The sequence below is a fragment of the Aeribacillus sp. SP014 genome, from assembly GCF_054055575.1.
In genome coordinates, this window is the sequence record NZ_JBSRXI010000001.1 from 170,441 (window position 1) to 190,730 (window position 20,290).

20 protein-coding genes, 3 pseudogenes and 1 riboswitch are annotated in these 20,290 nt (G+C 36.1%); of the genes and pseudogenes, 1 reads left to right on the plus strand and 22 read right to left on the minus strand.

Annotated features, from left to right (window positions below; all coding sequences use genetic code 11):
- Positions 1-98 precede the first annotated feature (98 nt).
- The 3 genes from ACVIJU_RS00825 to ACVIJU_RS00835 all read right to left on the minus strand — a co-directional run bounded on the left by ACVIJU_RS00825 (position 99) and on the right by ACVIJU_RS00835 (position 3,220).
- On the minus strand, positions 99-1,061 hold the full coding sequence (locus tag ACVIJU_RS00825) for a sporulation protein (protein ID WP_456687171.1): 963 nt from the start codon (positions 1,059-1,061) through the stop codon (positions 99-101).
- Between the two features lie 301 nt (positions 1,062-1,362).
- Positions 1,363-2,688, minus strand: a complete 1,326-nt coding sequence (locus tag ACVIJU_RS00830) for a hemolysin family protein (RefSeq protein WP_066250350.1) — start codon at positions 2,686-2,688, stop codon at positions 1,363-1,365.
- Positions 2,689-2,794: 106 nt separating this feature from the next.
- Entirely contained in the window at positions 2,795-3,220 is a 426-nt protein-coding gene (locus ACVIJU_RS00835; protein ID WP_066250348.1) for a MerR family transcriptional regulator, read from the minus strand.
- Positions 3,221-3,750: 530 nt separating this feature from the next.
- Between ACVIJU_RS00835 and ACVIJU_RS00840 the strand changes: the two genes are divergently transcribed.
- A complete protein-coding gene (locus ACVIJU_RS00840; protein ID WP_063386471.1) occupies positions 3,751-4,158 on the plus strand; it encodes a hypothetical protein in 408 nt (135 codons plus the stop codon).
- Positions 4,159-4,922: 764 nt separating this feature from the next.
- Here the strand turns inward: ACVIJU_RS00840 and ACVIJU_RS00845 are convergent.
- The 19 genes and pseudogenes from ACVIJU_RS00845 to ACVIJU_RS00935 all read right to left on the minus strand — a co-directional run bounded on the left by ACVIJU_RS00845 (position 4,923) and on the right by ACVIJU_RS00935 (position 19,414).
- Entirely contained in the window at positions 4,923-6,758 is a 1,836-nt protein-coding gene (locus ACVIJU_RS00845) for an APC family permease (protein ID WP_456687172.1), read from the minus strand.
- A 144-nt stretch (positions 6,759-6,902) separates the two neighbouring features.
- Positions 6,903-7,046, minus strand: a riboswitch (cyclic di-AMP (ydaO/yuaA leader).
- Between the two features lie 344 nt (positions 7,047-7,390).
- Positions 7,391-7,765 (minus strand): immunity 22 family protein, encoded by a 375-nt coding sequence (locus ACVIJU_RS00850; protein WP_063386469.1) that lies wholly within the window; start codon positions 7,763-7,765, stop codon positions 7,391-7,393.
- A gap of 526 nt (positions 7,766-8,291) precedes the next feature.
- Positions 8,292-9,468 (minus strand): annotated as a pseudogene (locus ACVIJU_RS00855) (IS3 family transposase).
- 463 nt (positions 9,469-9,931) lie between these two features.
- Positions 9,932-10,465, minus strand: a complete 534-nt coding sequence (locus ACVIJU_RS00860) for a hypothetical protein (RefSeq protein WP_063389311.1) — start codon at positions 10,463-10,465, stop codon at positions 9,932-9,934.
- A gap of 12 nt (positions 10,466-10,477) precedes the next feature.
- Positions 10,478-10,759 (minus strand): hypothetical protein, encoded by a 282-nt coding sequence (locus ACVIJU_RS00865; RefSeq protein WP_339229932.1) that lies wholly within the window; start codon positions 10,757-10,759, stop codon positions 10,478-10,480.
- Positions 10,760-10,863: 104 nt separating this feature from the next.
- Positions 10,864-11,327 (minus strand): annotated as a pseudogene (locus tag ACVIJU_RS00870) (transposase); the annotation flags it as partial.
- A gap of 33 nt (positions 11,328-11,360) precedes the next feature.
- Complete coding sequence (locus ACVIJU_RS00875; protein ID WP_456687908.1) at positions 11,361-11,489, minus strand: hypothetical protein; 129 nt, start codon at positions 11,487-11,489, stop codon at positions 11,361-11,363.
- Positions 11,473-11,619: a hypothetical protein gene (locus tag ACVIJU_RS00880; RefSeq protein WP_456687173.1), complete on the minus strand. Its 147-nt coding sequence runs from the start codon at positions 11,617-11,619 to the stop codon at positions 11,473-11,475. The genes ACVIJU_RS00875 and ACVIJU_RS00880 overlap by 17 nt, the downstream gene beginning before the upstream one ends.
- A 315-nt stretch (positions 11,620-11,934) precedes the next feature.
- Entirely contained in the window at positions 11,935-12,093 is a 159-nt protein-coding gene (locus tag ACVIJU_RS00885) for a hypothetical protein (RefSeq protein WP_235600496.1), read from the minus strand.
- Between the two features lie 23 nt (positions 12,094-12,116).
- On the minus strand, positions 12,117-13,928 hold the full coding sequence (locus ACVIJU_RS00890; protein WP_456687174.1) for an IS1182 family transposase: 1,812 nt from the start codon (positions 13,926-13,928) through the stop codon (positions 12,117-12,119).
- Positions 13,929-14,092: 164 nt separating this feature from the next.
- On the minus strand, positions 14,093-14,509 hold the full coding sequence (locus ACVIJU_RS00895) for an immunity 70 family protein (RefSeq protein WP_063389140.1): 417 nt from the start codon (positions 14,507-14,509) through the stop codon (positions 14,093-14,095).
- 495 nt (positions 14,510-15,004) lie between these two features.
- Complete coding sequence (locus ACVIJU_RS00900; protein WP_063389141.1) at positions 15,005-15,511, minus strand: hypothetical protein; 507 nt, start codon at positions 15,509-15,511, stop codon at positions 15,005-15,007.
- Positions 15,512-15,522: 11 nt separating this feature from the next.
- Positions 15,523-15,768: a colicin E5-related ribonuclease gene (locus ACVIJU_RS00905; RefSeq protein ID WP_445659462.1), complete on the minus strand. Its 246-nt coding sequence runs from the start codon at positions 15,766-15,768 to the stop codon at positions 15,523-15,525.
- 21 nt (positions 15,769-15,789) lie between these two features.
- A complete protein-coding gene (locus ACVIJU_RS00910; RefSeq protein WP_063389142.1) occupies positions 15,790-16,224 on the minus strand; it encodes a hypothetical protein in 435 nt (144 codons plus the stop codon).
- 2 nt (positions 16,225-16,226) lie between these two features.
- A complete protein-coding gene (locus ACVIJU_RS00915; protein WP_456687175.1) occupies positions 16,227-16,514 on the minus strand; it encodes a polymorphic toxin type 35 domain-containing protein in 288 nt (95 codons plus the stop codon).
- A 64-nt stretch (positions 16,515-16,578) separates the two neighbouring features.
- Positions 16,579-17,052 (minus strand): annotated as a pseudogene (locus ACVIJU_RS00920) (transposase); the annotation flags it as partial.
- A gap of 140 nt (positions 17,053-17,192) precedes the next feature.
- On the minus strand, positions 17,193-17,681 hold the full coding sequence (locus tag ACVIJU_RS00925) for an SMI1/KNR4 family protein (RefSeq protein WP_144598439.1): 489 nt from the start codon (positions 17,679-17,681) through the stop codon (positions 17,193-17,195).
- A 9-nt stretch (positions 17,682-17,690) separates the two neighbouring features.
- A complete protein-coding gene (locus tag ACVIJU_RS00930; RefSeq protein WP_456687909.1) occupies positions 17,691-18,887 on the minus strand; it encodes a hypothetical protein in 1,197 nt (398 codons plus the stop codon).
- On the minus strand, positions 18,863-19,414 hold the full coding sequence (locus ACVIJU_RS00935; RefSeq protein ID WP_063388718.1) for a hypothetical protein: 552 nt from the start codon (positions 19,412-19,414) through the stop codon (positions 18,863-18,865). The genes ACVIJU_RS00930 and ACVIJU_RS00935 overlap by 25 nt, the downstream gene beginning before the upstream one ends.
- Between the last annotated feature and the right edge of the window lie 876 nt (positions 19,415-20,290).

Below are 20,290 nucleotides of genomic sequence, written 5' to 3' on the forward strand. Positions count from 1 at the left end.
TTTGGAAAAAAGCTTGATCAAATGGATTCTTCCATCAAACATAAAATTGTTTTTTTTAAAAGAATAATCATTCTTCTGACCGTTAATACGCTTTTTTATTAGTTTTCATCAAAAAAATCTCCAAAATCCATGCCAGCTAAATCAAAATTCTCTTCGTCCAAACCTATGGCCTCTGCCGCATCTTCTAACATTTCATCTACACCGAGGTTATCCATTAGTTCATTTAATACCATACCACCTAAAACACCCATCGCCAATCCTCCAACCATGCTTCCAATGCCGCTTGCCATACTGCCTTTATGATGAGGCTGGTAGGTAGGATAGGTAAAAGGTTGTTTATACAATTCCGGTTGTTGGACTGCTTCTGCAATATATTTTTCGAGTGAGGACACCAGTTTGTCTTCGTTCTCTACTATTTCTTTAGTCAAAACAAATTCTCGTTTCGCTTCGATTTTTCCATAGCCAGATCGGTATTCCACTTCCATCCAAACTTTGACTCCTTCTTCTACATAAGCAAAACGAATTTCTAATTCTTGAACTTTGTCTGCGAATAACTGTGTCGGAAAAAACTCAAATTCTTGGCCATAAGAATCAAGCTTTCCTGAAGTAGATTTTTCTCGGAAACCTAAACGGGAAAGAGCATGAAAAATGGATTGGATCTCTTTCGATGCTCCAATGGTGATATAATCAATATCTGTCCGATCGACGCCTCCCTCAATATCAAGATGGGTATCAAAATAATAAGATACAGGGCCTCTAGATAAAGGCAAGGCTTGCGGAATTCGATAATTAAATGGAATGCGTTTTTCTTCTTTTTTTGAAATTACAAATGATCCGTTTAAAGGAATCCTCTCAACCTCCCGTGAAATAGGCTGGCCATGCTTTGCTCTAACAGTCATCATGAATTGAACTGCCAACTGGTTGATCTGTTGATCTACTTCGCCTCCCTTAATGACAACTTCTCCTTGCACTACTTCACCAATCTGATAAGGACGATTTTCGAATTGTAAATCTACTGTCGCTGCTCCCTTACCGAATTTCGCTAAAAATTTCTTGAGCATTTTTGAATTTCCCTCCATTTATTCATAATTATTCTTTTCAAGAAACGATATCCCATTCCACTTATTTAAATTTTAATGATACTGATACGCTCGAGATAAGCGACCATTAGAAGGAGTGAACTCAATTTAGAGAGCTTCGTTTAAATGAGTTTGGCGGATGACAGATTTTTATTTTCGCCGCAACTATAAGCACGTTTTGGGGATTACAGTATTCCCCTGTGGGTTGAAATATCGAAGCCTTTTGGCAGACTTTTTTTGTATTCTGCTAGCGGGGGGATCTTGTCGCCAAGTCTTATTATGATTAATCTTCTACTAGAACTGGCGAGCCTTTATCAATTTTAGTAATCTCAATCGTTTTAATATGGTTCCCGGCCATTTCCACTACGTGAAAGGTGTACGGTCCAAATTCAATACTTTCCCCTTGTTTAATATCATAACGCTCAGTTAACATCCATCCGCCAAGTGTATCTACATCCGTTTCTTCAATTTTCAACCCTAACCAATCATTTATCTCGCTAATTAAGATGCGGCCATCAACTAAGGCTCGATCATGATTTATTTGTTGGATGATGGGTTTTTTATCTTCATCAAATTCATCTTGAATCTCACCGACAATTTCTTCAAGAATATCTTCAACGGTGACCAAACCGGATGTACCGCCATATTCATCATATAAAATTGCCATGTGTATTCGTTCTTTTTGCATTTTCAGCAACAGATCATGGATTGGAATGGATTCAATGACTTGAATAATTGGACGGACAAAATCATCTATGGATTTTTCGGTATTTAAGCTATCGTGAGAGGAGATTTCTGTAAATACTTCTTTGATGTTGATAAGGCCAATAACATGATCTTTATCTCCGTCAATTACCGGATATCTTGTAAATTTTTCTTTTTTGATGATTTCCAAGTTTTCTTTAATGGTTTTATTTTTATCAAGTGCAACAATTTCCGTTCGGGGAACCATGATTTCTTTTGCGATCCGGTCATCAAACGTGAAGATGTTATTCACATATTTGTATTCCGTTTGGTTAATCTCGCCGCTTTTGTAGCTTTCAGATAAAATAAGCCGCAGCTCTTCCTCTGAGTGTGCAAGCTCATGTTCGGAAGCTGGTTTTAAGCCAAATAAACGGATAATGCCCCTTGCAGAACCGTTTAATGCCCAAATAAATGGATACATGATTTTATAAAACAAAACTAAGGGTCTTGCTGTTAATAATGTAATAGCTTCTGCCTTTTGAATGGCTACCGTTTTCGGAGCCAATTCTCCAATAACGACATGTAAAAATGTAATCGCAGCGAAAGCAATTCCAAATGACAGTATATTAGACACATATGGGGAAAAATTCATTTTTTCAAAAACGGGGTGAAGAAGATGCTCAACAGTCGGTTCTCCTAGCCAGCCTAAACCTAATGCTGTTATGGTGATTCCAAGCTGGCACGCTGATAAATATTCGTCCAAATTGGAGATGATTTTTTTAGCTACAACAGCATTTTTATTTCCTTCCGAGATAAGCTGATCAATTCTTGAAGATCGGACTTTTACAATGGCGAATTCAGAAGCGACGAAAAATGCTGTGAAACCAATTAACACAGCAACCATAAATAAATTAAATATTTCCAAACTACGGCCGTTCCCCTATAAAAAGGAACGACTTACACCTCCCAATAACGAAATGTCAACAGTAATTATGCTTTTTTCACTATTCCCTTGTATAGATCTCTCTTTATCATCCTAAAAACATGATTAATGATTGTAATAATGCCATCGTCTGTGGAGACAATTGATTCGAAATCTTTTTCTTACACTCATCATCCAATTTGCTTAAAAGATCATGAATTTCTTTAATTTCATCCTCCAATAATTTCATATGTTCAGCAATTGTTTTGGCTTGTTTAAGAATAAGTTCTTCCTCGGCTGCTGTTTTTTTTCTATGCAACTCTAACCTCTCTTTTATCATGTCTAATGAATAATTCAGTTTTTTGTAATGGTCAATTAATTTTAAATCCTCAAGAGCAGATGAATCATAATATCGATAATTCGATTTGGACCGTTCTGCTTTAAGCAAGCCTAGTTTTGTATAATAATCGATTGTTCTTTTAGAAACATTTGCTATACTTGCTAGTTCACCAATTTTATAGACGACCCCATCCATCTATACCCCCTTTTAACCCTTTTAATAAGATCATATTATAATCAAACTGTACAGTCAAACGTTATACTTTTATCTTCACAAAATTGTAAATTTTTACACAATTATTCTTCTGATCAGACTTACATTACACAAAATTCTTGAAGGTACCTTTCATAGCCTCCTCAAAGAAGAGTACATTTATCTGAATCAATTCCGTACGCGAAAAAAGCGACACAAGCCATTGTCGAGTATATTGAATGCTTTGACACATTCCGCCCTTCGCTATGTATCGCCATGTGAATTTGAGGCTGCTTATTACGCCAAAGATAGAAAAATATTTGCCTAAGTTCAGCTATTTCTCTCAGTTTAACGTGTCCATTCCGTCGACATAATTCTATCAAAATACATAATTGTAAATATTTGTATTATAATTATATTATCCTAAGGTTGCTCAAAGTGCTTAATTTTATACTTATCTTCGGGATATATATTTTTAAAATTTACTAGATTGACAATTACTATGAATAATATAAAGGAGTGGAATCAAAAAAATGATAATTAGTAGAGAACTAAAATCTAATTCACTTGAAATTTGGAAAATTGAAATACCGGACATAGAAAGTACAAATTTTTTGATTATTGAAGATAAAAAGAGGCCAAGTACATTGAAGGACTATTCTTGGCTTAGTGAAACAGATAAGCAATTTTTTGAGCCGAGAGAAAACTATATAAAGGTTCAATTTATTTCAAATAAAAATATAGAGGAATTAAACTTAGAACATAGTGAAATAGCAGCGTTAACCGAAAATTTATTAGGTCATGTAGCACAAGCATATTGTAGTTGGAACTTAGATTTTTTATTTAATATGAATCCAGATGATTATATTCGAGAGGTATTAGAAACATATGGGATTGATAGAGCTGATATTTCAAAATTTAAATATCTTTCCCAGGACTAAAAATCAATTTTAATGGGTTATTTCAATGTTCTTTGGCTTCATCCACTTCATTACCTCTGTAAATTGGAGAACCCTATACTTGGATATATTGGGGTTTATTGAAAAAAATAATGACGAAAATAAAATTACAGATGAACAATTACAGACTTTGATAAAATCAGAAGAAATAATGAGTCCTATCTTTTACGGAAACGAAGAGAATCAATAGACTTTATTGTATCGAAAAAGAAAATATGGTTAACGATCATGTCATGGAAAGATAAGGTTCTTGGGCTAATCGTTCAGCATCTTTGGGATCTGAAAATACACCAACTTAAACTTTTTAAAAGGGCTTTTCATCATGTTTCAGTTGTGATTTCGGCTTTGGCTGTTCTATCTTCTTCAATTTATTATAACTCATCAGCAAAGATGATATGATTACTTACAATTACATTTTGTCTGTGACTAACTATTTAAGTCAGAAGACATAAAAAGTTCCCTTCTAGCTAGATAAAATTTGGTTGGCGAGCCAAAATACTAGGGGAGGGGCTTTTTTATACCTCGCTTAAAGCTTTCCGAAAACCATACACCGCTGTGCGTATGGTTTTCATTTAATTAATGATCAAAACTGTTATTGAGAGGCACATTATGAATATCCGCCTACAGAATCGATTCGGATAGATGAACGTATGAAAAAAAAGAGGATAAATGCTCTTGAAATTCGAACATATATCCTCGGATTCATATACACTTACAACGCCTAAGCAAGTGCCAAAAGCCAGATGTTATTCTTTTAAATGGTACGGAAGCGTAGCAATGACGATGTCTTTTTTCAGGATCAAAAAGAATCTTAAAAAGATCGCTGTTTGGTTATGAAGTAAAGTATGCCACCATTTTTTCACAATAAATTGCGGCATTAAAATAGTTGTGGTTGCTCCTTTTGTTTCTTTTTCTACTTTATTAATGTAATCCAATAATGGAGAAAGGATTGTCCGATAAGGTGAATAAATAATTTTCAGCTCGATATCTGGATACAACTTATACCATTTGTCGCGTATTTTCTGTTCTTCTTCTTCGGCAAAAACAATTGTAATGGCTGTAATATCGTCTGAAATACTTTTTGCATATTGTACAGATTGATCAACGACTTTACTAATGCCTGAAATCGGGATGATCACCTTCGGAGACACAATTTCTTTTGTTTCAGTCCGATCACTTTTATCCAATTTTAATTGCTGAGCTAATGTTTCATAATGAGCATGAATTTTGTTAAACAAGACAACGATTAATGGAATGGCTACAATCACTAACCATGCACCGTGTGTAAATTTCGCTATAACGGTAATGATCGTTACTAATCCTGTAGCAATTGTTCCAGTGATAATGATCAACAATGTGGCCATATTGCTTTTCGATTTTTCTTTCCATATTTTTTTAATCATACCGTATTGACCGATCGTAAAGGAAAGAAATACTCCGACTGCATACAGCGGGATCAGAGAATGTGTTTTACCATGGAATACGATAATTAAAATGATCGCTAAAATACTTAAGAGAATAATTCCATTGGAAAACACCAAACGATCTCCGCGCGCTGCTAAACTTCTCGGCAAATAACGGTCAGTAGCTATAATCGAAACAAGCTGCGGAAATCCGGCAAAACTTGTATTCGCAGCTAATACTAAAATTAACATGGTGATCATCTGAAAAATATAAAATAATATGCTATTGCCAAAGACGTGACTTCCTATTTGAGAAATGACAGTCTTATGTTCGGCTGGAGTCACTCCGAAGCCTGTACTTAAAATTGTAATACCTAGAAACATGATGCCTAACAGTAAGGACATCCATCCCATTGTAATTGCAGCATTTTTGGAACTGTTAGGTCTAAACGATGGCACACCGTTGCTAATGGCTTCCACTCCTGTCATTGCTGAACAACCGGATGAAAAAGCCCTTAATAAAATAAACACGCCGTATCCACTAGCGAAGAAATGTTCAGGTGTAGCGTGATTTGCATAATTAAAACCATGCCATCCTTCATTATATAATTTCCATCCTCCTGCAATAATGAGAACTAGTACTGAAATAATAAATAAATAGGTTGGATAGGCAAATACAGTGGCTGATTCGGTAATTCCCCGCAAATTTAAAATCATGAGCAATAATACAAGAGCGACGGCTATTTCCACTTTCCAAGTAAGCAAGGCTGGAAAAGCAGAAGTAAGAGCCGCAACGGCTGAGCTAATACTAACCGCAACCGTAAGAACATAATCAATCATTAATGCTGCGCCTGCTACTAGGCTTGTGGTGGTATTGATGTGGTCTCTTGCCACTACATAAGCTCCGCCTCCTGATGGGAAGGCATAAATGATTTGTCTATAGGATAAAGTCACAATGACTAAAAGCCCTACAATCGCCAAAGCTATGGGTAAGGAATAAAAAAACACGCTGGTTCCTAATATCATCAATACTAATAATATTTCTTCTGTTGCATACGCAACGGAAGACAATGCATCCGAAGAAAATACCGCCAATGCTTTCCATTTTGGTAATTTTTCATGTTTCAATCGTTTCGTTTCCATTGGCGAACCGATTAATAACCGCTTCAAATAAGCCATTTTCAAGACTCCTTCTTTCTTAAAAATATTAGGCTTTTCCTCTCCTTATAGCTTGATGAACTGTATGGACTTTTATGTGCATCTTCATGAACATAAAAAACCACTGAGGATGCACTCAGTGGTCAAAAAGACATCATTCAACTTACATCCCTCCCAAAACGCTTACGAGGTTAGCTGTCGGATTAGGACTATGAGAGTAGCCCCTCCTTTTTCAAGGATTCACCCCAAGTAACAAAACGTTACAAAATGGTTCCCCCGCTCCTTAAAAGGATTCAGCGATTTAATCATATTCAATTTTACAGAAATTATCTTACTCAGTTTAAGAAAAGTTGTAAAGAGACAAATAATCGTTGCCATGTACATGGGTAAGGCGTTAAAACTTTTATATCGCCCTGATTTTTAAACAATTATTATATATTTTTAAACAGTTTTATTATTCGTGTACAAAATTATCTAGTTTTGTAAAAAATTTTGATTAAATTTACTGAATAAAACATCAATGCTTCTTTCAAAGTTCCGTAGGTTATGAGTATAGGCTGTATCAATGGTGGTTTATTTGGCACTCACCCCTCTTATAAAATAAAAAAAGAAACCTTGAAAGAGTGTCGAACACTCATTCAAGGTGTTTATAATTACTTATATTGTACGGTTCCTAAAAATCTAAACTGATTTTTTTCATTGACATTTCCATTATATTGAAAGTTATAAAGTAAAATAACTGAGTTCGCTTCTTGATTTAAACGCTCACCGCAAAGCTCTATAAATTTTGGAATTATCTCCTCATCATAAGAAAAACCTTCAAGTAGAACACGTAAATCATTCGATGGTTCATCATAGAATTCTACTTCTCTAAAATCTTCATTATAGTAATCAATGTTAAAGTCTTTTTCAAATTCGGAAGGTAGTAAATCTCCATCTTCTGTATAACTATTCAAAATATAGTTTTGAAGATCCTTATATGACTTAGAGTTGCCAATAAATAATGATACAAATCCTTCCTTTTCCATATACTTCATACTCCTCCTTAGCTTTTTTACGGTCTAAGACCTTCCGGTAAAGATTCCACTCCACCTTCTAGTCTATAATTAGCCCAACTTTGGAGTCGTCTCTTAAATGTTGCATAATCTGGTGAAGAATCAATAATCTCTAACAATTCATTATGGGCTTTCGTAGAACCCTTCCCGCCATGAACTCCTTTTGGATTAACAAACTTCACATCTTCTATAGCAGTTCTTAATTCCTTAATTTGTTCTGCTGTTACACCCCACCGTTTAAAACTAGGAGCTCGAGATACTAAATGCCACTCATGAAATCCACCTGGATGTCTAAGTCTACTTTCAATGGCTTTTCTTAACCTAGGGTCAGACCATACTTTATCAAACTCATCAGGAGTTAGTGAATTAAACCATCTATTAAATTCACCATTCTTTACAGATGGAACTGAATTAAGATTAACAGTACCCTTAGGAAATTATAAAAATGTGGTGTTATGTCAAGAAAACGGACACGTTAAACAGAGAGAAATAGCTGAATTTAGGCAGCTACTTTTCTCTGATTAGCGTAGTAAGCAGCCTCAAATTCACATAGCGATACATAGCCAAGAGCTGAATGACTTCTTTTGCGGTTGTAGAAGCATTCGATGTACTCAAAAATGGTTTGTTTCGCTTCTTTTCGCCTACGGAATCGATTTGGATAGATGCATTCTTTCTTGATTAAGCTATGAAACGACTCCATACAAGCGTTGTCGTAACAGTTTCCACGTCTCGACATACTCACTTGAAAATGATGTTCCTGTAAAAGTTGCTGATAGTCATTCGAAGCATATTGGCTCCCACGATCCGAATGATGAATCACTCGTTCCGTTGGTTTTTCGCTGTTTAGAGCCCGTTGTAACGCTTTGATGACTAACTCTTTCGTCATTCGTGTATCGATATACCATCCTACAATCTTACGAGTATATAAATCCATGATACTCGCTAAATACAACCAGCCTTCGTCGGTAGGAATGTACGTAATATCTGCCATCCATATTTCATTCGGAGCCGTTGCTTGGAAGTTCTGTTTCAATAGATTGGCATATACGTTGTAAGGATGGTTACTGTTCGTAGTGGCTTTGAATTTACGGACGGTAATGGATCTCAAGCCTTCTTCGCTCATGATGCGAGCGACCGTCTTTTGAGACACACGAATCCCTTGTTTGCGTAGTTCTTGCGTAATTTTCGGACTGCCGTAAATCTTACGGGACTTTAGATACTCATTTCGAATTTGTTGAGTGAGTTGTTCTTTTCGTTCTTTCTGTTTACTTTTTCGCACGCTTGAGCCAGTCGTAATACCCACTTCTTGAAACACCGAAAACTTGGCACATCTTCACAACAAGAAATTCATTACGGTGTTGAAAGTTGAAAAATGAAGGCGTAAATTACTTCTGGTTTCTGGTGAAGATACCTAACGCCTTTTTTAGGATCGCTAATTCCTCCTCCAACTCTTGATTGCGACGGCGTAACTCGATGATTTCTTGATTTTGTGGCTTGATGTTGCCTGAACCCACAAAACTCTTTCCGTTGCTTTCTTTGTATTCTTTGACCCAACGATGAAGAGTGTTGTAAGCCAAACCTAACTCTTTTGCCACTTGGGCGATGGACTTGTCCCCCTCCAAGCATAACTCAACAGCTTGAATCTTGTATTCTTGATCAAATGTTCTCTTTTTCATGATTGGACACCTTGAACCTATTGTAATTAAGTTTATTATAATCTCCCTGTTCTCCGTTTCCAATTTTTAGACTAACATCAATACAATGGGACATTGAAGTGATGGTCGTGAACAGTGTTAACAGGAGAGAGAGTTTTACACATTTTAACATTAACATTTGATTAGATAAAAAAACCCCAGACGAGCCTTGAGTACTCGTTTTGGGGTAGTATTGTTAGTCTTCATCATCAAATAACAATTCATCCATTCTTTCTCTCTTCAGCAATTTGTCGTGACAACTCGAAACTATTCATAAAATGCTCAAGAGGTAACTCCTTCATTCATCGTCATTATGCTCATAGAGTTTAAAATTTACTTTATCTTTTAAAAACTCCAAAACTAATGCTCTCATTGTCTTCGTTGTTCAAATAATCTACAACCATTAAAGTCTCTTGCTTAATGCCAATCCAAGTATAATTTCTTTTTAATAACTATCTTCAAATAGGCAATGAAATACTGTTACCTTTTCCTCTCTAAGTTCTAACGAAATATTAGGTACTTCTATTTCTAATAAGCTTTTTTCAAGAACTTCTATCCCCTCATTCTCTAATAATTTCAAAATATCTTTGCCGATTTGTTCTGTTTCTTCATCGAATGGCTGGTATTGTTCTTGCATTTCAATCTCTCCATCAACATATTCATACCTAACATATTTTATTGCTGCAAATGGAGCAATTGCCGAAATATAAACCAATAATCCGTTTAAATAAGTGTGTTCTCTGATATATGCTCTAAATTCATCCGTACCAATTTTTATCTTAGGATGGATCGAAGGCATAATATATAATGTGAAACATTTTGAATAATTAAAATCTGTTAAATTCTCAACGTTTATTCCTTTTATTTCATGAGTGATTTTATTAGCCCAAACATTAGTATCGACATAATTCAATAAAACATATCCAAAATCACCATGGTGATATAATTGTTCAATTGTATTTAATACATTTTGTTTCATGATATACCTCCGTTATTTTACTGGGTAACCATGGATGTTTCTTTTTTTATCCATATGAACTTTTACTCTAGTTTCTCCATTCACCCCAATTGGTTTGTGAAAGTCATAAATTTTAACACTACCATCTGGCTTAACTACAGTTCCCTTTACCCATGCTTCTTGAGTCAATTTAACTCCATCTTCTCCTTCTGCCCATTGAGTTTTCTTACCAGGCATACTATCAGGATGACCTAAAACATGCTTTCCTTGCTTACCAGCATCTACTTTTGGTGCTCCCGGAACGCCTGCGTCCACCGTCCCTTGGCTTGGTAGCTTAACAGTTTTACCCGTACCCTTAGGAAATTATAAAAATGTACTTTATAAACGGGTGGCAGTTTCACTAACCACCACCCATTATATCAACTGACTTTCCGTTCAGGCATGATATAAGCGGTCTTGTGTTTCATCATACCATAGATAATATTGACAAGTCCTCTCATAATGCAAATAAGCGCTTGTTGTTTGGTTTTACCTTCTGCTAGCTTTTTCTGATAATACTCGTAAAACACAGGATTTCGAGGAGTTTTACTGCCTTTACAAATATGTATTTTTTGAACAGCCAAGTTATAAAAGATAGTGTATAATTTCCTGTTTCCTTGCCGCCCGAACCCATTCTGACAGGGGCTATACCTGCGTATCTTGCGAGTTTGTCAGAATGAAAGAAACGATGAATATCCCCGATTTCTGCAATGAAAGCGGATGCGGTCACCGTATTAATGCCTGGCATCGTTTCAAGCTGCATCCCTAATGGCTTGATAAGTGCTTTTAACTCTTTATCCACTTTTTTGATTTCTTGCTTCTTAAAGCAAAATGATGTTATGACTAGAAATATACTTTTCTCTAAAGACAAGCATATTTACCTAATTTGTTTACTTATTCCTTCCCAAAGTGATTTGTCCATTTCCATGTATATTCCAGCTTCTTCGATTTTGCCAAAAATATCTTTATCAATAGTGATATCCTCTTGTTCAATTACACCGCATATTGTTTCTAGAGCTAATCCGAGCTAATCCCCACTCTTCATGTTCTATAAACTCTAAAATGTCTTTTTCATCTTTCAATGGAAGATTAGTAATATTTCTTACTATTTCTTTTAAAAGAATATTTAAATTCATAAAATCGCCCTCCTAAAATTAGTTATTTAATAGGGAATGCAGTTATTATATCTTTTCCATCTGTAATTACCTTTATTTTAATTCCATCCCTAATTCCTATAACCTCATATCTTTGGACACTCTTAACAACTCTCCCCTCTTCCATTTTAGTGTAGGGTCGGTAGCTATATCTGATACATTGTGCATTACTCTTTCCGCACTCCAGTTTTTAGGGTTTCCAGTTCCAGGCATAAATGCCCACCACCTGTTTTATCTCCGTAAAGTATATGCTTTGTTCGTTTTTTACTAGCTATATTTACAAAATTAGCTTTTCCCTTACCCTTCCCAACCATCCCCAATTTTGCCAACCATGTTCATCGTAGTTTCTTTTACTTCTTCCTTAGCTTTGCTCATCCACATGCGGGGCGCCGGCCGACTCCTGCCAAGGCCGGCTGCCATTGGACAGACGGAACGCTGGCGAGAAGGTCTTCTCATTGCTTCTTGAACGAGTGTATCGTTTAGATAATCAGCCTTAAAATAAAAAAGGGGCTGTCCGATAAGTCCCTAAAATGAAGCAAGTGGAGAAAAACAATTCGTTTCTCTCCACTTGCTTTTATATTTTTTCGATTTTTATCTGAAAGTAGCTGGCGGATGACGGCTACTTTCAGTATGTTGTGGGCTAATGCCACAATCCCAAACTCAACATGTACCTTGTCGAGGCCCCGCAAAGAAAATCTGCGGAACGACCGATTGCCCTTGATGTGACCGAACACACTTTCTGCCTCGACTTTGCGTCGAGCGTAGATTGCGGCTTTCTCTTCACATTCAAGGGCTGTTTTGGCCTTTGCTTTCATTTCTTCGAAGATGGGATTCCAGTGAACTTGACGATTTCCCTTCGCTTTTGTGCATTTCGCTTTCAATGGGCAATCGGTACAATCTTCACATTCGTATATTTTGAAGCTTTGTTCATAGCCAGATGGATTCTTTTTGTTTTGGTATTTTTTAAACGTTACTCTCCTTCCATTCGGGCAAATAAAACAATCATCCTCTTCACAATAGGTCCAGTTTTTGGCATTTTTAATGTCTTTTTTGTATGTACGTGTTTGTTCTTTTACATAGCTCCCATAAGGAATTAGAAACTCAAAACTGGGCTCTTTCTCATCACCAACTGCATATACATAGTTTTCTTCACTACCATAGCCTGCATCCGCAATAACTGTTCGGGGCATCGGTAATGAAGTGGAGGCTAGCTTCTCCATATGTGGGATAAAGCAACGTGTATCGGTCGGTCGTTGATGAATGGTATAAAACAAGATAAACTGATTCTCTGTCCCCATTTGCACGTTGTATCCGGGCTTGAGCTGACCGTTTTTCATATGGTCTTCTTTCATGCGCATGAAGGTTGCGTCTTTGTCTGTTTTCGAGTAGCTGTTACGGTCACCGAACATTTCCTTTTGTTCCTTGTATCTTGCCATTCGGGGCAGGAAATCTTCACGAATTTGTTTCACCGATTTCTTTAATTGACTGCGTTTTTTTCGCTTCTCTTTCCGAATGGATGTATCGGTCTCCTTTTCGATTTCTTCCGTTAGCGTTTCAACTTTTTCTTCTATTTCTTTTGCGATTTCCTCCATGTTTTGTTCGGTGATCTCTGTATGTTGATCGCTTTCCTTTTGCCCTGTTCCGGCTTCTAATTGGGTTAATTCATGAATGTGCTTTAGTGTTTCTTGGATTTTTTCTTTTAATTTCTCTTCGAATTTCAAAGTGGATTTTTTCCACACAAAAGAATACTTATTGGCATTGGCTTCGATCTTAGTGCCATCCAAAAAGTAGTTTTCCATCGTGATGTAATGTTCTTTTATCAATTTGAGAATCATGACTTCAAAGAGCTCATCCATGAAAGCTTTCATCCGTTCCCCTCGGAACTCATTAATGGTGCGAAAATCTGGTTGTTGCATCGCTGAAAGCCACATGGCAGGAATATTTTCTTTAACGAGTTTTTCGATTCCTCGGCAGGAATAAACCTTTTGAGAATAAGCATACAGAATGATTTTCAGCATCATTTTGGGATGATAGGAACTTCTGCCGCCGCCTTTATAATGAGAAAACAATTGTTTATCTGGTATCGCCTCCACCATTTCGTCCACGACACGTGCCACGTGATGTTCGGGTATAAGAGATTCAATATCATAAATCATTTGAACTTGACGGTTGTCATATGGTTTGAAAGTAGGGGCTAAATTTCTTTTGGCAGGAGTTTTTTCTTCTTTTCCATCTAGAGGAAGTGTCATTTGTGTGTTATAATTTTCACGAGTAATCATTTGATTGCTCATAAAAAATCGTCCTTTCTGTAATGTTGTGTGGTAACTTCATTTTACTAGAAAGGACGATTTTTTTGTGCATTTTTTTTAAAAAGTGAAAAAATGAGGGGCTCCAAAAAGTCAGTTACCCTGACTTTTTGGACAGCCCCTTATCAAAAATCATAGTTTAAACTTTCTTAAATACTTTCTATTTCAATGTCTGACTTTATTTTTAAAGCTTTATTTAATGCTTTTTGTAAAATAGTTATTAAATCTTCCCCATCACTTGTAACAAAATAGTTAGATAAGTCTGTAATTTCATCACTTATATTATCTCCCCATGGAGGTGTTTTTGAAAGGTCTTCGATATCCCAAACGACTTGTGATGGACTGTAATTTTTCAAACTTTCTTGAATTTCATCTATTTCTTTAATAACATCTTTAATATATTTATACTCAAGTTTACCATTATATAGTTTGTTTAATAAAAGAGGATACTTTGTTCCCCAACCATTTGGCTCTAAATGATAGCTTACTGTTGAAAAAAACGAATGTAAAAAATCACCATGACCAATTGGATACCAGTAATATTTTACTTTCAAACCTACAGCCAATTCTGTCACCTCACTCATTAGTTTTAAATCTAATATTTACTTTACCATTTGTTTTTTTCATTATTCTATCATACAAATCATCTAGTATTTCTTCCGATACGTTTTGTCCCCGTATATCGATAATAACAGTTTGTTTAGTACCTCTCGGCAAATCACTTAATCGTTTTTCAACTTGGGTAGAAAGTACAATATAATAAAAATAATGTGTCCGTTTAGTATCGTCACAGTCAGTTAAAAGTTTATACCCTCTTTCTCGCCGCGAGAATGCGTTCGCACGTGTTTCAAAGCATACTCGCGAAGGGTATTAGTGTTGTTAATAGTTTCACCATGCATCACAGCCAAACTCATAGTAGGCGGAACCATTATGAAGTCTGAATTAAAATGTTGGTAAAAACGATATATAAATTTTCTCGTAATTGCACTTTATTATTTGATACATCTGTTAGTTTTAAAATAAAAACCTTGAAAGGCATAAAGCCAATCAAGGTTCGATTCTTATTCACTATGAACTTCAAAACAAAAATATCCAAAAGCTAAATCTTCGTCTTTTAATTGCATTTTTCTTTTAGCAATATCAAATAACCTCGGTAAAAGCGTATCTAAATAATCACGATATTTTTCTAATGATAGCTTAAAACTCTCTACATCATTGTGTTGACATAGTGGATATAGTATTTTCCCCATCTCAAATTGCTCAGTAGACACACTTGGATAATGTGCATCCAGGCAATCTAAAATATGTTCTTTCAGTTCTTTCTCATCGAACTGTTCCCTACATTCCAAATAAAACATATATTCATCGAATTCAATCTGCATATTTGCCTTTTCATTAATATAAAATGGATTAATTCTTAAATATTCTGTCGTTGAATTGGATTCAATTATTTTTTCTAAAATAATTTTTAAATCTGTAATTGTTGGATAAAGCCTATATTTTCCGCTGTGATATGTTGTATATTCATAGACTATCTCGTTAATTTTGCCTTCTTTTTTTATTATCATGAAATCACCTCCTATTTAGAAAACGTAGGGTCAAATACCCAATTTGATTTATTTAAATCCGAAACCTGTATTACTTTCCCTGTACCATCATCTACTGCAACATAGTGTATCTTATCTTTATAGTATACAGTTACTGAGTTTCCTGTATATTTGTTTACCGATTTAGCAGTTTTGTATGGATTGTTTATTGCTTTAGCTATACTTTCTTTAGTCCATCCACGCTGAGCAACTTGATTTTTATATTTTGGCTTTTTAATACTCTTTCAAGGTCTTTAAATTTATGCATTGTGTAACACATTTTTTGCAGCTTCGCTATTTGGCATTATCTTTAATATTTCTTGAGCAATTGCTTTAGCTTCTTCTTTACTAATTAACTTTTCTGGAATGTCATGGAATAACAACAAATGTTCTTTCAAGCTAACATCTTCAGGGCTTAATTCAACTGCTCTTTTAGAATGGTATAATGCACTTGCGTAAGCGTCTGGTAAATGGCACAATGCAGTACTTAATAACTCTGAAGCTAAGTAATGATAATATGCAGTCTCATTATTATTTATCAAATAACAGACAAATGAATAAGCACTTATACTCTCTTCATCAAATCCTAATTCAAGAACAACTTGCTCTAAAGTATTTCTATCTTCATTCTCAATATATTCTTTTGCTTTTTGAAAATCACCCGATGTTATTAATTGCTTTATCTTTTCCTTCATAGTTATTTCACCCACGCATCAGATATTCTTATTGTTCCATCAGGTAGTTTTTTGTATGTCACCTGTACCAATTGTCCATTAACCATTTTAACTCTAGAAGAAACAGATTTATAAGTTATATCTGCACCATTATGTATTACATCGATGATAATTTCTTTTATTTTCCCCCAATTCTTATCAGGCACAAGTTTTTCCCATTGATGATTAGATTTTTTACTTCCATTTATAATATGCTTTATCTGATTACTGTTAAGTTTCCCTATTGCATCATGTACTTTAGAAGAAGGCAATAGCTTAACTTTACCCGTACCCTATGTAGTAATCTTAAAAGCTATTATAAAAAAAGACCACCTATTAAATTACCTTTCGCTCTGTTATATTCGGCAATTGATAAGCCGTTTTATGCTTCATCATGCCATAAATAATATTTACCAGCCTTCTCATGATACAAACCAACGCTTGTCCTTTTGTTTTGCCTTCCTTTCGCTTGCGTTGGTAGTATTCATAAAATACAGGATTTCTTGGCTTTTTACTTTCTTTTGCCACTTGTATTTGTTGTATCGCTAATTGATAAAATAACGCATGTAACGTTCGATTGCCTTGTTTGCTTTTGTGGTCTTTTCCTTTTCCTCCAGAGCTAAAATGTACAGGCGCAATTCCCGCATAACGAGCAAGTTTATTGGCATTTGGAAAACGCTGAATATCTCCAATCTCGGCAACCAAGGCGGATGCTGTCACTACATCAATCCCCGGCATTGTCTCCAGTTGGTAATCGAGTAATTTCATTAATTTTCTTAGTTCTCCTTCGACCAATGCCATTTCCTGCTTGTTAAGTGAAACCATTAATAATAAAAAGAACCTTGAAAGGCATATAGCCAGTCAAGGTTTTCAATTTATTGTTAAATACCTTATATAATTTTTTAAATCCGGGGAGGAATCCTGAGAAGCATCCTTTCTCAAAAATGGCTTTAAAAATCATCGTAAGCATCACCTAACGGTATAAAATCTTCTTGTAGCCAGTACCAATGTCTACCTCTATTTTCTATCAATCGTTCTAATAAATCGGTAAAAGAAGTCGCTATAATAGAACACTCTCCTACCACCCCATGCCTATCATAAAAGCTGTCATAGCACCTACCGAGCCTACCCGGATTCAAATCAATCGTAATGTACTCTCCATTTCTATCCGTTGCACAGATATACCAATCGGATGAAATATCTTCTTCACATAACTCCCCTACAATAATAGGGTTAGCTAACTGAAAATCCTGAGGAGGGACTATTAAAATGGAATAATCAGCCTTTTCAAATAAAAGCGCCCCCCCACATAACTCATAAAACTTATACACATCATCAGGTAAAATATGCGATGTACTCACATTTGGAATACCAGCTGGAGGATAAACTACACAATCCCCTAAACTTTTTATTTTATTAATTAAATTCTCAATCCTCATTTTTCTTCACTACTCCCGATAAATATATTGATGAAATGCACGATAATACCCTCTTCTAGCAGACTGGGGAACACCAGTAGCATCGAACATTCTCTCTGTTAATTGTTGCATTTCTCTCGGCGAAACTGTTTTCCAATCTACTTTTCCTCCAACGTTTTTACCGGTTTTTTCGTATAACCATTGTCTATATACTGCTTTTGTGACATCATGTTGTGCTTTTGTCAAAGCAACTGTAGGGGTATCAGCACCTCTACTTACATAGTTTGGTACATTATGCTTAGCCCAGACATCTAATATACCATGGTGATTTTCTAGTGGTGCATTGCTTGGACGATACGGTACGACATCATACGGTCTAACATTACCCGTACCCTTAGTGCCAAGTTCAACGCCATCGTTGCCTGCTTTACTTCCGCCTACATTTATCCCATCCATCTTACTTAACCAAGCTTGAATCTTATTCTCCACCGGAACCTTAACATTCCCAACCCCTTCTATGGCCAATCCCATTTGCCGGCTTGGCAGGAGGTGTCTTAAGTTTGTTGCGGCGTTGTCTACGAACCGACCGACTTGCAACGAACCTTTTCTCGCACCGGTTTTTAAATGCTGCGGCATTTCTTTCGTCCATGCCTTGGCACTCCTGATGCGGGCCAATATGCTGTTTTCCGCATGGACAACCAGGTCGCAGGCACGTTGTGATTTCTGGTGCAAGCCAGCTTTCAAGCTTGTAAATAGCTTGGGATCCATTGCTTCTAGAAGAGGTGCGAACCGGGCGGCGCTGCTGAATTTAGAAAGCCCCTTTACGCTAGGGACGATATCCAGTGGAGAAAGGACACCACGAAATACTCGTTCGTCTGTTTTCAACTCTCTCCCTGAAATCCAGTCTTTTCCGGAAACGGCTGAACTTAATTCTAGTGTACCATAAGCTGCCCCCAATGCCATCCCTGCTGGCGGACAAATGAAAGAAGTGCCTACTATGACAGTCAGTGCCGTTATTTGTCCCCAAAACTCTTTGTTCATCTGCCCGTCTTTGATCGATTCATACTGGAAAGCTTGGGAATTCAATGCTTTCTGTATATATTCTTGTTTCGAAAAATTTGCTTTAGGGTTCAGTTCTTTCCATGAAGCGTATTCCCGTTCTATCAACTTAGCATAGTAGTTGCTGCCACTGAACAGATCTTCTAGTCCAACTTCCGCTTTCGGCACGTCGATTGTTTGTTGCGTGCCGTATGCTCCGGGAGCGACGACCGTTTTTTTGGCGCCAATGTGATTTTTCGTTTTGATCTTTGATATGGATAAGTTGCGCATCGCTTCCACAAAAGCATCGATCTCTTGATAAAACGGATCATCGATGGTGCGGTCAACAATCTCTCCGACACGGCTGCTAAAGCGGTGCAAGACGAGATAATCTTCATATAATCGATCTCTTGATAAAACGGATCATCGATGGTGCGGTCAACAATCTCTCCGACACGGCTGCTAAAGCGGTGCAAGACGAGATAATCTTCATATAATTGTTGATATTGTTTTTTTCGGTCTGTGTGGGTGAAAGAGATGACACCATCTGTGTCATATTTGGCGATGTCTGCTTGAACGTCTTCGAGAAGATCGTTCAGATCTTTTAATTTATCAATCATGCCTTTTCCCCATACACCGAGACCGACCAGATCGCCAATACCTTTCTTCGTCTTTTCCCATTCAGAAGGGATATACTTGACATCCACTGCCTTCATGCCTCCGATTGAAACGAAATGGATTCCAACATGTGGAATAGCTTTCTGTTTCATTATAAGAGAAAATACGAAACTTTTGGTAAACAGAAAGAAAAAAAGGGAATTTTAAGTAAAAACTACCAATCATTTTTCAGATCATGTTCTTATTTTAGATCGTAGGAACCGATCGAATAGACCTAAACCAATTTTTCCAGAATGAAACGTTAAAATATGGTCTCACTCTTCCTTCAATTGAATGAGAAGGGAATGAGCCCGGATGTTTACTTTATTAAACAGATGGATCAGGTAAAATGGTTGATACAACATAGATTTCATTGTCGGCAGGAAAACTTTGAAATCTGTTTTAAACGGAAATAAAAAAGAGTCGTCGACCCCCAATCGTGCAAAAATCCCCGGGAATCGACGACTCTTTCAACTCTTTATTGAGCGCAAGCAAATCAAAGGTTTGATAAAAATTCCACTTTTCGTTAAAATAAAAATAACCAGTCAAGTATAAAAATGAAATGCTTATTTAACAACATTTTTTGGGGTTTTTATCTTAACTATGAGGAATTGAAGCGATGGTATATAACCAATCCTTTCCCTAATGATATTTTCGTTTTTATCTTAACTATGAGGAATTGAAGCACAAAAGAGGAAAAAGAGATTCGATTGCAAACTGAAGTTTTTATCTTAACTATGAGGAATTGAAGCCAGCTGAATTTGGTGAGATTGTGACTGCCGGAGTAACGTTTTTATCTTAACTATGAGGAATTGAAACCTTTCATGAATAATTAATAGAAGAAGTATTCGTTCCACTTTTGAAATGAGGGATTTAAACGTTAGTTACATTTAGATCCTTAAGTCTCAACATTCTTTTGCAATACTTATTTTCAA